The organism is Burkholderia sp. HI2500 (genome assembly GCF_002223055.1).
Classification (GTDB): Bacteria; Pseudomonadota; Gammaproteobacteria; order Burkholderiales; family Burkholderiaceae; genus Burkholderia.
Window position 1 is genome coordinate 764,813 of sequence record NZ_NKFL01000005.1, and the last position, 13,219, is coordinate 778,031.

At 69.1% G+C, this 13,219-nt stretch carries 12 protein-coding genes; 9 read left to right on the forward strand and 3 right to left on the reverse strand.

Going from position 1 to position 13,219, the window contains the following annotated elements; translation table 11 throughout:
- Positions 1-238: 238 nt before the first annotated feature.
- The 9 genes from aceK (at position 239) to bioB (ending at position 10,602) form a co-directional block, all read left to right on the forward strand.
- Complete coding sequence (gene aceK, locus CFB45_RS16465; protein ID WP_089426446.1) at positions 239-2,056, forward strand: bifunctional isocitrate dehydrogenase kinase/phosphatase; 1,818 nt, start codon at positions 239-241, stop codon at positions 2,054-2,056.
- A 55-nt stretch (positions 2,057-2,111) separates the two neighbouring features.
- On the forward strand, positions 2,112-2,879 hold the full coding sequence (gene can, locus CFB45_RS16470; protein ID WP_039346539.1) for a carbonate dehydratase: 768 nt from the start codon (positions 2,112-2,114) through the stop codon (positions 2,877-2,879).
- A gap of 112 nt (positions 2,880-2,991) precedes the next feature.
- Positions 2,992-3,669: an SDR family oxidoreductase gene (locus CFB45_RS16475; RefSeq protein WP_089426447.1), complete on the forward strand. Its 678-nt coding sequence runs from the start codon at positions 2,992-2,994 to the stop codon at positions 3,667-3,669.
- Between the two features lie 45 nt (positions 3,670-3,714).
- Positions 3,715-4,152, forward strand: coding sequence for a YchJ family protein (locus CFB45_RS16480; RefSeq protein WP_069248996.1), 438 nt, complete (start codon positions 3,715-3,717; stop codon positions 4,150-4,152).
- Positions 4,153-4,258: 106 nt separating this feature from the next.
- Positions 4,259-5,533 carry a dienelactone hydrolase family protein gene (locus CFB45_RS16485; RefSeq protein ID WP_089426448.1) on the forward strand — a complete coding sequence of 425 codons (1,275 nt, stop codon included), beginning with the start codon at positions 4,259-4,261 and terminating at the stop codon, positions 5,531-5,533.
- Between the two features lie 514 nt (positions 5,534-6,047).
- Positions 6,048-7,394: an adenosylmethionine--8-amino-7-oxononanoate transaminase gene (gene bioA, locus CFB45_RS16495; protein WP_089426450.1), complete on the forward strand. Its 1,347-nt coding sequence runs from the start codon at positions 6,048-6,050 to the stop codon at positions 7,392-7,394.
- Entirely contained in the window at positions 7,391-8,809 is a 1,419-nt protein-coding gene (gene bioF, locus CFB45_RS16500; protein WP_089426451.1) for an 8-amino-7-oxononanoate synthase, read from the forward strand. Before bioA ends, bioF begins: the two co-directional genes overlap by 4 nt.
- Positions 8,806-9,525 carry a dethiobiotin synthase gene (gene bioD / locus CFB45_RS16505; RefSeq protein ID WP_089426452.1) on the forward strand — a complete coding sequence of 240 codons (720 nt, stop codon included), beginning with the start codon at positions 8,806-8,808 and terminating at the stop codon, positions 9,523-9,525. Before bioF ends, bioD begins: the two co-directional genes overlap by 4 nt.
- 54 nt (positions 9,526-9,579) lie before the next feature.
- Complete coding sequence (gene bioB, locus CFB45_RS16510) at positions 9,580-10,602, forward strand: biotin synthase BioB (protein ID WP_089426453.1); 1,023 nt, start codon at positions 9,580-9,582, stop codon at positions 10,600-10,602.
- Between the two features lie 51 nt (positions 10,603-10,653).
- Here the strand turns inward: bioB and CFB45_RS39030 are convergent, their stop codons facing one another.
- The 3 genes from CFB45_RS39030 to CFB45_RS16520 all read right to left on the reverse strand — a co-directional run bounded on the left by CFB45_RS39030 (position 10,654) and on the right by CFB45_RS16520 (position 13,014).
- A complete protein-coding gene (locus CFB45_RS39030; protein ID WP_179255065.1) occupies positions 10,654-10,797 on the reverse strand; it encodes a hypothetical protein in 144 nt (47 codons plus the stop codon).
- A gap of 116 nt (positions 10,798-10,913) precedes the next feature.
- On the reverse strand, positions 10,914-11,639 hold the full coding sequence (locus tag CFB45_RS16515; protein ID WP_089426454.1) for a copper homeostasis protein CutC: 726 nt from the start codon (positions 11,637-11,639) through the stop codon (positions 10,914-10,916).
- 88 nt (positions 11,640-11,727) lie between these two features.
- The gene (locus CFB45_RS16520) at positions 11,728-13,014 is read right to left on the reverse strand and encodes a sensor domain-containing phosphodiesterase (protein ID WP_089426455.1); all 1,287 of its coding nucleotides are present in this window, start codon (positions 13,012-13,014) and stop codon (positions 11,728-11,730) included.
- Between the last annotated feature and the right edge of the window lie 205 nt (positions 13,015-13,219).

Consider the following 13,219-nt stretch of genomic DNA (forward strand, 5'->3'; position numbering starts at 1 on the left):
CGATTCTATCGCCGTCCCGAGGAACGCGTGCCCGGCGGCTTGCTGCCCGTCAAAAAAAGTTCGTGCCAGAATCGGTTCCGTACCCGTATCTTTACGCGAAGATGCACCGAACGGCACCCAACGGCGGGCAACCCGCCGCTTGCCGGCCAGCCGCGCCTTGCCGCAAAGCCCTTGAACCGCCCGCTTGGGCGCTAAAATGGCGAGTGCTTACAGCCCCTCCCGAACGAGCCTGCACGCGATGAATCACTTCCCCAAACTGCTGTCCTCGCAGATCGGTTTCGACGTCGCGCAGACGATGCTCGAAAACTTCGACCGCCATTACCGGATCTTCCGCGAGGCGGCCGTCGAGGCGAAGACGCTGTTCGAGCGTGGCGACTGGCATGGGCTGCAGCGGCTCGCGCGCGAGCGGATCACGTCGTACGACGATCGCGTGAAGGAATGCGTCGAGGTGCTGGAAGACGAATACGACGCGGAGAACATCGACGACGAAGTGTGGCAGCAGATCAAGCTGCACTACATCGGCCTGCTCACGTCGCACCGCCAGCCCGAGTGCGCGGAGACCTTCTTCAATTCGGTGTGCTGCAAGATCCTGCACCGCTCGTACTTCAGCAACGATTTCATCTTCGTGCGCCCGGCGATCTCGACCGAGTATCTGGAGAACGACGAGCCGGCCGCGAAGCCGACCTACCGCGCGTACTATCCGGGCACCGACGGGCTCGCGGCCACGCTCGAGCGGATCGTCACGAACTTCCAGCTCGAGCCGGCGTTCGACGATCTCCCGCGCGACATCGCATGCGTGATGCAGGCGATCCACGACGAATTCGGCCACTTCGACGAAGCGCCGAATTTCCAGATCCACGTGCTGTCGTCGCTGTTCTTCCGCAACAAGAGCGCGTACATCGTCGGCCGCATCATCAACGCCGACCGCGTGCTGCCGTTCGCGGTGCCGATCCGCCACGTGCGCCCGGGCGTGCTCGCGCTCGACACCGTCCTGCTGCGCCGCGACCAGCTGATGATCATCTTCGGCTTCTCGCACTCGTATTTCCTCGTCGACATGGGCGTGCCGTCCGCGTACGTCGACTTCCTGTGCACGATCATGCCCGGCAAGCCGAAGGCGGAGATCTACACGTCGGTCGGCCTGCAGAAGCAGGGCAAGAACCTGTTCTATCGCGACCTGCTGCACCATCTGTCGCATTCGAGCGACCGCTTCATCATCGCGCCCGGGATCAAGGGCCTCGTGATGCTCGTGTTCACGCTGCCGTCGTTCCCGTACGTGTTCAAGATCATCAAGGATCAGTTCCCGCCGCCGAAGGAAACGACGCGCGCGCAGATCATGGAGAAGTACCAGCTCGTGAAGCGCCACGACCGCCTCGGGCGAATGGCCGACACGCTCGAGTACTCGAGCGTCGCGCTGCCGCTCGCGCGGCTCGACCACGCGCTCGTGCGCGAGCTGGAGAAGGAAGTGCCGTCGCTGCTCGAATACGAGGACGGCAATCTCGTGATCGAGCACCTGTACATCGAGCGCCGGATGACGCCGCTCAACCTGTACCTGCAGAACGGCTCCGATGCCGACGTCGAGCACGGCGTGAAGGAGTACGGCAACGCGGTGAAGGAGCTGATGAAGGCGAACATCTTCCCCGGCGACATGCTGTACAAGAACTTCGGCGTCACGCGCCACGGCCGCGTGGTGTTCTACGACTACGACGAGATCGAGTACCTGACCGACTGCAACGTGCGCCGCGTGCCGGCGCCGCGCAACGAGGAAGACGAGCTGTCCGGCGAACCGTGGTATACCGTCGGCCCGCACGACATCTTTCCGGAAACCTACGGGCCGTTCCTGCTCGGCGACCCGCGCGTGCGCGACGTCTTCATGAAGCATCACGCGGACTTTTTCGATCCCGCGCTGTGGCAGGCCAGCAAGGACAAGCTGATCCAGGGCGAATTGCCCGACTTTTATCCGTACGACACCGCGCTGCGCTTTTGCGTGCGCTACCCCGCGCGCTTCGGCGCGAGTGACCAGAACGAGGGCGCCGGCGACGCGCAGCGCGCCGCCTGACGCCCGCTAGACCGCACCGATTGCGACCCGATTTCCGTCAACGGAATCCACATCGATGAACCCCCAAGACAATCCGCTTTCACACCTGTTCGACAACAACGACGCCTGGGTCAAGCACAAGCTCGAGGACGACCCGCAGTTCTTCGCGCGTCTCGCCCACCAGCAGGCGCCGGAATATCTGTGGATCGGCTGCTCGGATTCGCGCGTACCCGCGAACGAGATCATCGGCCTGCCGCCGGGCGAAGTGTTCGTCCACCGCAATATCGCGAACGTGGTCGTGCACAGCGACCTGAACTGCCTGTCGGTGATCCAGTTCGCGGTCGACATCCTGCGCGTGAAGCACATCATGGTGGTCGGCCACTACGGCTGCTCGGGCGTGAACGCCGCCCTGCTCAACCGCCGCGTCGGCCTCGCCGACAACTGGCTGCATCACGTGCAGGACGTGCGCGAACGCCACACGGCGCTGCTCGACGCATGGCCGGTGGGCGAAGCGCGCTATCGCCGCCTGATCGAGCTGAACGCGATCGAGCAGGTCGTCAACGTGTGCCGCACGACGATCGTCAACGACGCGTGGGCGCGCGGCCAGTCGCTCACCGTGCACGGGCTCGTGTACGGCGTGCATGACGGCCGGATGCGCAACCTCGGGATGGCCGTGTCGAGCTTCGACGCGCTCGACGAGACCTACAAGCGCTGCGTGGCCGCGCTCGTCGCTGGCGGCGAGCATGCCCCGGACAACGACATGATCGCGGCGGACGCCGCACGGCTCGAAGGCGTCGCGCAGGCGGTCGCCGCCACGCTGAAGCCGTGCGACGACGCAAAGTAACGCGCTAGCCAGCGCAGCGGATCGCTACGCTGGCGTGCCGCTGCGCCACCCATCGAACGGATCTGACCCCGGCACTGCTGCCACGGCGGCGCCAAGCAAAGGAGCGACGGGCATGAAAACCGCATTGATCGTCGGTGCATCGCGCGGCCTCGGCCGCGAATTCGTCCGCCAATACCGGCGCGACGGCTGGAACGTGATCGCCACCGCGCGCGACGACGCGTCGCTCGACGCGCTGCGCGCGCTCGGCGCGCAGGCCCATGCGCTCGACATCACGCAGCCCGAGCAGATCGCGGCGCTCGGCTGGAAGCTCGACGGCGAGCGGCTCGATGCGGCCGTGCTGGTGTCGGGGGTGTACGGGCCGCGCACCGAGGGGGTCGAGACGGTCACCGCCGAGGATTTCGACGCGGTGATGCATACGAACGTGCGCGGGCCGATGCAGTTGCTGCCGATCGTGCTGCCGCTCGTCGAGGACGCGCGCGGCGTGCTGGCCGTCGTGTCGAGCCGGATGGGCAGCATCGCCGAGGCGACCGGCACGACCGGCTGGCTGTACCGCGCGAGCAAGGCCGCGCTGAACGACGCGCTGCGCATCGCGTCGCTGCAGACGCGCCACGCCGCGTGCATTTCGCTCCATCCCGGCTGGGTGCGCACCGACATGGGCGGCGCGCAGGCCGCGATCGACCCGGAAACCAGCGTGGCCGGCATGCGCCGCGTGATCGCCGAATCCGGCGCGGACGTATCGCAGGCAAACGGCCGTTTCTTCCAGTACGACGGTATCGAGCTGAGCTGGTGAACTGGTAGGCAGCCGACAACCTAGCGTCGTTAATTCCTGTTTCGCATGATTTTGAACCGACCTGACGCGTGCCCGTGCGGCGGCGCGTCCCCCGCTCCCGCCGGCAAAGCGCCGGCGCCCCGCTATGCGGCCTGCTGCGGCCGCTTCATCGACGGCGGCGAGGCCGCGCCGACCGCGCTCGAGTTGATGCGCTCGCGGTACAGCGCGTACGTGCTCGGCGCGACCGACTACCTGCGCGCGACCTGGGCCGCACGCACCTGCCCGCCCGATCTCGACACCGACCCCGAAGCGCCCGACGCGCCGCGGTGGCTCGGCCTCGCGGTCAAACGCCACGCGCCGCTCGACGAGCGCCACGCGGAGGTCGAGTTCGTGGCCCGCTACAAGGTTGGCGGACGCGCTTACCGGCTCCACGAGACGAGCCGTTTCGAGCGCGACGAACAGGGTTTCTGGCGCTACGTCGACGGCGAAGTCAGTGAACGTTGACAAATAGTTGCTGTGTCAGACGCCGGGTAATTCCCGCATTGCACAACCCCATTTTGTCCGGCTACGATGACCTCGAATTGGTCATGTTGCATGGCAGGGCTTACGAATGGCGTTCAGCAAGGGATTGGTGGGATGGATGGCGGCGTGTGCGCTGTCGGCCGCTCAGGCCGGTACGCTGCCGAACGCCAATACGGGGACGGGTGCCGGCGCCAGCGGGTCGCTCGCCCACGCCGAACGCTTCGACTACGCCGATTCGAACCTGCCGCAGGTCGCCGCCGACCTGAACGAACAGATCCTCCGCATTCCGGCCGACGCATCGGGCACCGTCACGCTCGAGGCCACGCTCTTCAAGCCGAACGGGCCCGGCCCGTTCCCGCTCGTCGTCTTCAACCACGGCAAGAACACCGGCGATCTCCATCAGCAGCCGCGCAGCCGGCCGCTCGCGTTCGCGCGCGAATTCGTGCGCCGCGGCTATGCGGTGATCGCGCCGAACCGCCAGGGCTTCGCGGGCTCGGACGGCACGTACCAGCAGGAAGGCTGCAACGTCGGCAAGAACGGCCTCGCGCAGGCGGCCGACGTCGACGCGACGGTGCGCTACATGTCGCACCAGTCGTACGTCGATGCGTCGCGCATCGTCGTCGCCGGCACGTCGCATGGCGGCCTCGTATCGGTCGCGTACGGCACCGAAGCCGCACCGGGCGTGCGCGGCATCATCAACTTCTCCGGCGGGCTGCGCCAGGACCTCTGCGACGGCTGGCAGAAAAACCTCGTCGATGCGTTCGACCAGTACGGCGCCCATACGGCCGTGCGGTCGCTGTGGCTGTACGGCGACAACGACTCGGTGTGGACGCCCGGGCTCGTCGCGCAAATGCACGACGCGTACGTTTCGCATGGCACGCAGGCCCAGTTCATCGATTTCGGCCGCTACAAGGACGACGCGCACCGGCTGATCGTCGATCGCGACGGCGTGCCCGTGTGGTGGCCGGCCGTCAACGCGTTCCTCGCGCAGCTGAACCTGCCGACGTCGGTGCGCTACGCGGTCGCGAACCCGCACGAGCCGAAGGCGAGCGGCTATGCGTCGATCGACGCGGTCAACGCCGTGCCGTATGTCGACGAAGCCGGCCGTGAAGGCTACCGCCGCTTCCTGAACCAGCATCCGAGCCGCGCGTTCGCGGTGTCGTCGGAAGGCGCGTGGTCGTGGGCCGAAGGCGGCGACGATCCGATGGCGCTCGCGCTCGACAACTGCTCGAAGCAGGGCGCAGGTTCGTGCCGGCTGTATGCGGTCAACGACCGGGTCGTGTGGAACGACGCGACGCAGACGGCCGACAACGACGACGGCAACGCACGCGACACCGGCACGCCGGCGCTGGCTTCGCGCTGACGAGCGGCGGCCTTCGCCGCCGTTTTTCGTTTTCCTCCCCTCCCTCCTTTCGTCGCTTCGCGTACGCGCTGCGTACGGCGATCGCGACGAACGTGGCCCATGCGGCCCCCCACGCGTGCCAGCGTGAACGCGCCGTCTCGCAACCGCGCACCCCAATGTCCCGTGTCACCGCTCACCGTCAAGCGTGTCCCGACCACGTGGGGCCACATCATTACGCGCCATCGATTCCCCCTTCGTGCCCCGATTTTTCACCCCACCGGCGCCCGCCGCCCCACGATTTTTTTCGGTTGGGGGGCCTCACTCGAACGCCGTCATCTGCGGTCATTTCGGGATATCTGAACCGTACCGTCCCGAGCCGCCCCGATCTGCGTCGAACTCCCGCCCGGCAAGGCTTTGCGGTGTTTGTAACCGGTAGTGCAACGGGTCGCGGAACACGCTAATCTCAGCGCGTTTCGTGTCCCGCCGCGCGGCATCCCGTCGATGCCGCGCAGCCGTTTTATCCCCCGGAGTCGCCTTGAGTACGCCAGCCACCGACGACTGGGTCGCGCGCAGCCTGCGCGCGGTCTGGCATCCCTGCACCCAGATGAAGCATCACGAGCGCCTGCCGCTGATCCCCGTCGCGCGCGGCGCGGGCCTGTGGCTGTACGACCGTGACGGCCGCCGCTACTTCGACGCGATCAGCTCGTGGTGGGTCAACCTGTTCGGCCATGCGAACCCGGACATCAACGCGGCGCTGAAGGACCAGCTCGACACGCTCGAGCACGCGATGCTCGCCGGCTGCACGCACGAGCCCGCGATCGAACTCGCGGAGCGGCTGCACGCGCTGACCCAGCGCACGCTCGGCCATGCGTTCTTCGCGTCGGACGGCGCGTCGGCGGTCGAGATCGCGCTGAAGATGAGCTTCCACGCGTGGCGCAACCGCGGCCGCGCGAACAAGCAGGAATTCGTCTGCGTAGCGAACAGCTATCACGGCGAGACGATCGGTGCGCTCGGCGTAACCGACGTCGCGCTGTTCAAGGACGCGTACGACCCGCTGATCCGCCATGCGCACGTCGTCGCGTCACCCGACGCACGCGGCGCGCTGCCGGGCGAAACGGCCGCCGACGTCGCGGGCCGCGCGCTTGCGGACGTGCGGCGCCTGTTCGTCGAGCGCGGCGACCGGATCGCCGCGCTGATCGTCGAGCCGCTCGTGCAGTGCGCGGCCGGCATGGCAATGCACGATCCGTCGTACGTCCGCGGGCTGCGCACGCTGTGCGACGAATTCGGCGTGCACCTGATCGCCGACGAGATCGCGGTCGGCTGCGGCCGCACCGGCACTTTCTTCGCGTGCGAGCAGGCCGGCGTGTGGCCCGATTTCCTGTGCCTGTCGAAAGGCATCAGCGGCGGCTACCTGCCGCTGTCGCTCGTGCTCACGCGCGATGACGTGTTCGCCGCGTTCTACGACGACGACACGACGCGCGGCTTCCTGCACTCGCATTCGTACACGGGCAACCCGCTCGCGTGCCGCGCGGCGGTCGCGACGCTCGACCTGTTCGAGCGCGACGACGTGCTCGCGGCCAATGCCCGCAAGTCGGCGACGCTGCGCGCCGCGCTCGCGCCGCTCGATGCGCACCCGCAGGTACGGCACCTGCGCGAGCGCGGCACGCTGTTCGCGTTCGACGTCGCGCTCGACGGCGACGCGGCGCGCGGCTTCTCGCGTCGCTTCTTCGAGCGCGCGCTGGAACGCGAGCTGCTGCTGCGCCCGATCGGCACGACCGTGTACCTGATGCCACCGTACGTGATGAGCGACGACGACATCGCTTGGCTCGCGCAAAGCACGCGCGACACGCTCGATGCAACGCTCGCGGAGATCACCGGATGACACAACAGCCCCCACGCTCACTTCGTTCACTGCCCCCCGAGGGGGCGGCTGCCTCCCTTGGGGCGGCCCGGCGGGAGGCAGCGACGAACCCTCTGCTCGATACCCTGCAACGCGGCCTCGCCGCGCTCGACGCGCAAGGGCTGCGCCGCGTGCGCCGCACCGCCGACACCGCGTGCGATGCGCGCATGACCGTCGACGGCCGCGAGATCGTCGGCTTCGCGAGCAACGACTATCTCGGCCTCGCCGCGCATCCGGCGCTCGTCGCCGCGTTCGCCGAAGGCGCGCAGCGCTACGGCTCCGGCAGCGGCGGCTCACACCTGCTCGGCGGCCATTCGCGTGCGCACGCGACGCTCGAAGAAGAACTCGCGGCCTTCTCGGGCGGCTTCTCCGACGCGCCGCGCGCGCTGTACTTCAGCACCGGCTACATGGCGAACCTCGCCGCGATGACGGCGCTCACCGGCAAAGGCGCGACGATCTTCTCCGACGCGCTGAACCACGCGTCGCTGATCGACGGCATGCGGCTGTCGCGCGCGAACGTGCAGGTCTATCCGCATGCGGACACGGCCGCGCTCGCCGCGTTGCTCGACGCATCGGATGCCGAAACGAAGCTGATCGTCAGCGACACGGTGTTCAGCATGGATGGCGACATCGCGCCGCTCGCCGAACTCGTCGCGCTGGCCGAACGCCACGGCGCGTGGCTCGTCGTCGACGATGCGCACGGCTTCGGCGTGCTCGGCCCGCAAGGCCGCGGCGCGCTCGCGGCCGCCGCGCTGCGCTCGCCGCATCTCGTATACGTCGGCACGCTCGGCAAGGCCGCCGGCGTCGCGGGCGCGTTCGTGATCGCGCACGAGACCGTGATCGAATGGATGATCCAGCGCGCGCGCAGCTACATCTTCACGACGGCCGCGCCGCCGGCCGTCGCGCACGCGGTATCGGCCAGCCTGAAGGTGATCGCGGGCGACGAAGGCGACGCGCGACGCGCCCATCTCGCCGCGCTGATCGACCGCACGCGCGCGCTGCTGCGCAACACGCGCTGGCAGCCGGTCGATTCGCACACGGCCGTGCAGCCGCTCGTGATCGGCAGCAACGACGCGACGCTCGCGGCAATGCGCGCGCTCGACGCGCACGGCCTGTGGGTGCCCGCGATCCGGCCGCCGACGGTGCCCGTCGGCACGTCGCGGCTGCGCGTGTCGCTGTCGGCCGCGCATTCGTTCGACGATCTCGCGCGGCTCGAAGCCGCGCTGATCGAAGCCAGTGAGGCGCAGGCCGCGCAGGAGGCAGAACAGCCCCCACGCTCACTTCGTTCGCTGTCGACCGGAGTTGGCGCTTCAGCGCTTACTCCGGTCCCATGCACGGCTCCCCCCGAGGGGGCTGCAGCCTCCCTTGGGGCGGCCCGGCGGGAGACTGCGGCATGACCGCCCCGCTCTCGCTGTTCGTTACCGGCACCGACACCGAAATCGGCAAGACCTTCGTCTCAGCCGCGATGCTGCACGGCTTCGCGCGGCATGGCCTGCGCGCGGCCGCGCTGAAACCCGTCGCGGCCGGCGCGTATGAACGCGACGGCGTGTGGCGCAACGAGGACGCCGACCAACTCGACGCGGCCGCGAACGTCGTGCTGCCCCCCGAGCTGCGCACGCCGTTCCTGCTGAAGGCGCCGGCCGCGCCGCATATCGTCGCCGCGCAGGAAGGCGTGACGCTCGACATCGACACGATCGTCGCGTGCCATCGCGAAGCGCTGACGCGCGCGGAGATCGTCGTCGTCGAAGGCGCCGGCGGCTTCCGCGTGCCGATGAACGACACGCAGGACATGGCCGATCTCGCGGTCGCGCTCGGCGTGCCGGTCGTGCTCGTGGTCGGCGTGCGGCTCGGCTGCATCAACCACGCGCTGCTCACCGCCGACGCGATCGCCGCGCGCGGCCTCAAGCTCGCCGGCTGGGTTGCGAACCACGTCGACCCGGCAATGTCGTTCCCCGATGAAAACATCGCGACGATGCGCGACTGGCTCGCGCGCGAGCATGGCGCGCCGCTGCTCGGTCGCATTCCGCACCTGAGCCCGGCCGCCCCCGAATCCGCCGCGGCGATGCTCGACATCGCCACGCTCGTCGAGACGCTGCGCACCGCGCAGCATTGACCAACCGAAACAGATCCCCCGATCCCTCATCCCCGACCAGGACAGGAAAACGATATGACCCAAGCCCAGACCGCCGCCACCATGCAACCCGACGCGATTCCCGTGGCCGCTCCGGTTTCGCAGCGCTGGCGCGTCGCCGACGTCGTCGCGCTGTTCGAGCTGCCGTTCAACGACCTGCTCTTCCGCGCGCAACAGGTGCACCGCGAGCACTTCGACGCGAACGCGGTGCAGCTGTCGACGCTGCTGTCGATCAAGACGGGCGGCTGCGAGGAAGATTGCGGCTACTGCTCGCAGTCGTCGCACCACGACACGGGCCTGAAGGCCGAGAAGCTGATGGACGTCGACGCGGTGCTCGACGCCGCACGCGCGGCGAAGGCGAACGGCGCGAGCCGCTTCTGCATGGGCGCCGCGTGGCGCAACCCGAAGGAGCGCCACATGCCGGCGCTGACCGAGATGGTGCGCGGCGTGAAGGAACTCGGCCTCGAGACCTGCATGACGCTCGGCATGCTGGAAGACGAGCAGGCGCAGGAACTCGCGAGCGCGGGCCTCGACTACTACAACCACAACCTCGACACGTCGCCGGAGTTCTACGGCCAGGTGATCTCGACGCGCACCTACCAGGATCGCCTCGACACGCTCGACCGCGTGCGTGACGCGGGCATCAACGTGTGCTGCGGCGGCATCATCGGCATGGGCGAATCGCGCCGCGAACGCGCGGGCCTGATCTCGCAGCTCGCGAACCTGAATCCGTATCCGGATTCGGTGCCGATCAACAACCTCGTCGCGATCGAAGGCACGCCGCTCGAAGGCACCGCACCGCTCGACCCGTTCGAATTCGTGCGCACGATCGCGGTGGCGCGGATCACGATGCCGAAGGCCGTGGTGCGCCTGTCGGCCGGCCGCGAGCAGCTCGACGACGGGCTGCAGGCGCTGTGCTTCCTCGCCGGCGCGAACTCGATGTTCTACGGCGACCAGCTGCTGACGACGAGCAACCCGCAGTCGCAGAAGGACCGCGCGCTGTTCGAACGCCTCGGGATCCGTTCGAGCGACGCGGACGCGATGACGGCGAACGCGTAAGCGGCAGCATCGCGTACCCACGAAAAAGCCGGGGCATGCCCCGGCTTTTTTTCACCCGATCGTCTGCACCGCGTTGCCCTGCGCGTCGAGAATCACGGTCTTCCCGACCCGCCAGCGCACGCCGTCGAGCCCGTCGACCGCATGCTCGCAGGCAGCGCCGCTGCGCCTGCACCGGATCGACGCGTGCGCTGTCATCTGCGCCGTCCTGCGTGGCGGGTGACGCGCCTGTCATGTGGCCGGCCCTTCCGGATGGCGCACCGGTGTGTCGTATCCGCGCGTACGGCAGCGGCCGCTGCCGTGCGCCATGTGCATCACACGTGTGCCGCCGCGCCGTCGATCGCCGCGCGCACGCGCTCGACAAGTGCTTGATCGACCGGCGCCAGCACCTCGCCGCGCGGCCGCACCCCCGAGCCGAAATGCACCGCGCGCACGCCGGTCGCGCGGACGAAATCGCCGACCGCATCGACCGTGAGCCCCGAGCCGGCCAGCACCGTGCAGGTCGAGCCTGCCGCCTGCCGCGCGAGCCGCGTGATCGTCGCGACCGCGTCGAGCACCGACGGATGGCCGCCCGACGTCAGCACCGACGTGACGGCCGGCACGCGCAGCAGCGCGTCGAAGGCGGCGTTGAGGTCGCGCGACACGTCGAACGCGCGGTGGAAGGTCAGTGCGCGGCCGTCCGCCGCGGCCGCGATGCGCGCCAGCGCGCCGAGATCGACGTCGCCGCGTGCGTCGAGCGCGCCGAACACGACGCCGTTCGCCCCGGCCGCGACGGCTGCGCGCACGTCGCGTTCGATCACGCGGAGATCGTCGGCGTCATAGACGAACGACCGGCTGTGCGGTCGCACGATCACGTTGACGGGAATCGGCACGGCGGCCACGACGGCTTCGATCAGGCCGACGCTCGGCGTCAGCCCGCCTTCGGTGATCGCGGTCACGAGTTCGAGGCGGTCGGCGCCCGCGCGGGCGGCGGCCTTCGCATCGCCGACGGTCGTGGCGATCACTTCGAGGAGAACGGAGGAGGCGGCGTTTCGGTTCATGGGCGGCCCGCGAATCGTCAGGACAATTCGCGCATCCTAGCCGAGCCGCGTGACGGACGCCAGCGTGCCGCCCGCGATGCGCGCGGCGCTAGCCGGCGTCCGCCTCGTCGTCGCGCCAGTCGATATCGCCGCACAGCACGCGCTGCGCGTCGCCGATGCGCACGGCCACCGACAGCGTCACGCACGGCTGCGCCTCGTTGATCGACAGGTACGGCCGCGTGACCTGCACGCGCCCCGGCTCGGCGATCGCCGAGCGGAAATACGGCCGGCGCAGCCAGTTCGCGCCCTGCGCGTCCGCCAGCGGCGAGAAGCGCGCCTCGGCGAGCGCGCGGTCGGCGCGCAGCACGACGTTGCGGCCCGACTGGCGGCCGTGCGCGTCGAGCAGGAAGCAGCGCGCGGCCGCGTCGAGCGCGAGGAAGTTCCAGCACACCTCGTCGAGCGGCTCGCCGGCCGCGAGACGCTCGGCCGCACGTTCGAACGCGCGCAGGTACGGCGCGAGCCGCTGCGCATCGCGCCGTTCGCGCGCGTCGGTCTGCTGCCGGAAGCGCTCGGTCAGCTCGCCGATGCAGCCCGTCGCGGCCGCGCTGTCCGGCAGCCCCGGCGCCGGCCGGCCGAAGTAATAGCCCTGCACGAAATCGGCCTCGCAGGACAGCGCGATCTGCGCCTCGTGCTCGGTCTCGATGCCCTCGACGAGCACCAGCTTGCCGGCCTCGTGCAGCAGCGTCACGAGCCCGTGCAGGATCGCGGTGAGCCCCGTGCGATGCGCCGCGTGCGACAGCATGATCCGGTCGAGCTTCACGATGTCCGGGTTCAGTTGCCAGATCCGCTCGAGGTTCGAGTGACCCGCGCCGAAATCGTCGAGCGCGATCAGGAAGCCGTGCGTGCGGAATTCGCGCACGGCCTCGGCAAGCCGCTCGACGTCTTCCGCGCGCTGCTCGAGCACTTCGAGCACGACGCGGCGCGGCGGCATGCCGAGCCGCTTCAGGTTCGCGAGCAGCGCGGCTGCCTGGAACGGGTCGGTGAGCACGCCCGGATGCACGTTGAGGAACAGCCACTCGCGCTCGGCGCCGAGCAGCGCGAAGTTCTCGAGATGCAGCGCCTGCGCGAGCCGGTCGAGCTGCAGCAGCTCGCCCCGGCGCGCGGCTTCGCCGAACACGTCGAGCGGCGACACCGCGCGATCGAGCGCATCGTGCGCGCGCAGCAGCGCCTCGTAGCCCACCGCACGCTGGTGCGACAGGCTGAAAATCGGCTGGAACACGGTCGTGAGCGTCATGTCGCGGTGCTGCGTCGCCAGACGTTCGAAGCCGGAACTCACCTCCCGCTCGAACCGGTACGGCGACGCGGCGGCCGGACGCTCCTGTTGCACGATCGTCATGCCTTCCTCCTGGTATTGCCTTCGAACGCGGCGCCCGACGAAGCGAGCGGCGCGTGCAATGTCATTGGTTGGACCCTCGGTTGCCCGGTCGACGCCGGACGGCTGCCGAACCTCAAGCAAGCTCCGTGCAAGGCGCCGACAGCCCGTGCGCCGCACGGCTCGCGCCGGGTTGCCGCACCATCCCGGCGCAGGTCACGCGCACCGT

Bases quoted from the DNA above. Each gene is read 5' to 3' on its own strand.
- aceK (WP_089426446.1), top strand. From the start codon at position 239: ATGAATCACTTCCCCAAACTGCTGTCCTCGCAGATCGGTTTCGACGTC.
- can (WP_039346539.1), top strand. From the start codon at position 2,112: ATGAACCCCCAAGACAATCCGCTTTCACACCTGTTCGACAACAACGAC.
- CFB45_RS16475 (WP_089426447.1), top strand. From the start codon at position 2,992: ATGAAAACCGCATTGATCGTCGGTGCATCGCGCGGCCTCGGCCGCGAA.
- CFB45_RS16480 (WP_069248996.1), top strand. From the start codon at position 3,715: ATGATTTTGAACCGACCTGACGCGTGCCCGTGCGGCGGCGCGTCCCCC.
- CFB45_RS16485 (WP_089426448.1), top strand. From the start codon at position 4,259: ATGGCGTTCAGCAAGGGATTGGTGGGATGGATGGCGGCGTGTGCGCTG.
- bioF (WP_089426451.1), top strand. From the start codon at position 7,391: ATGACACAACAGCCCCCACGCTCACTTCGTTCACTGCCCCCCGAGGGG.
- bioD (WP_089426452.1), top strand. From the start codon at position 8,806: ATGACCGCCCCGCTCTCGCTGTTCGTTACCGGCACCGACACCGAAATC.
- bioB (WP_089426453.1), top strand. From the start codon at position 9,580: ATGACCCAAGCCCAGACCGCCGCCACCATGCAACCCGACGCGATTCCC.
- CFB45_RS39030 (WP_179255065.1), bottom strand. From the start codon at position 10,797: ATGACAGCGCACGCGTCGATCCGGTGCAGGCGCAGCGGCGCTGCCTGC.
- CFB45_RS16515 (WP_089426454.1), bottom strand. From the start codon at position 11,639: ATGAACCGAAACGCCGCCTCCTCCGTTCTCCTCGAAGTGATCGCCACG.
- CFB45_RS16520 (WP_089426455.1), bottom strand. From the start codon at position 13,014: ATGACGATCGTGCAACAGGAGCGTCCGGCCGCCGCGTCGCCGTACCGG.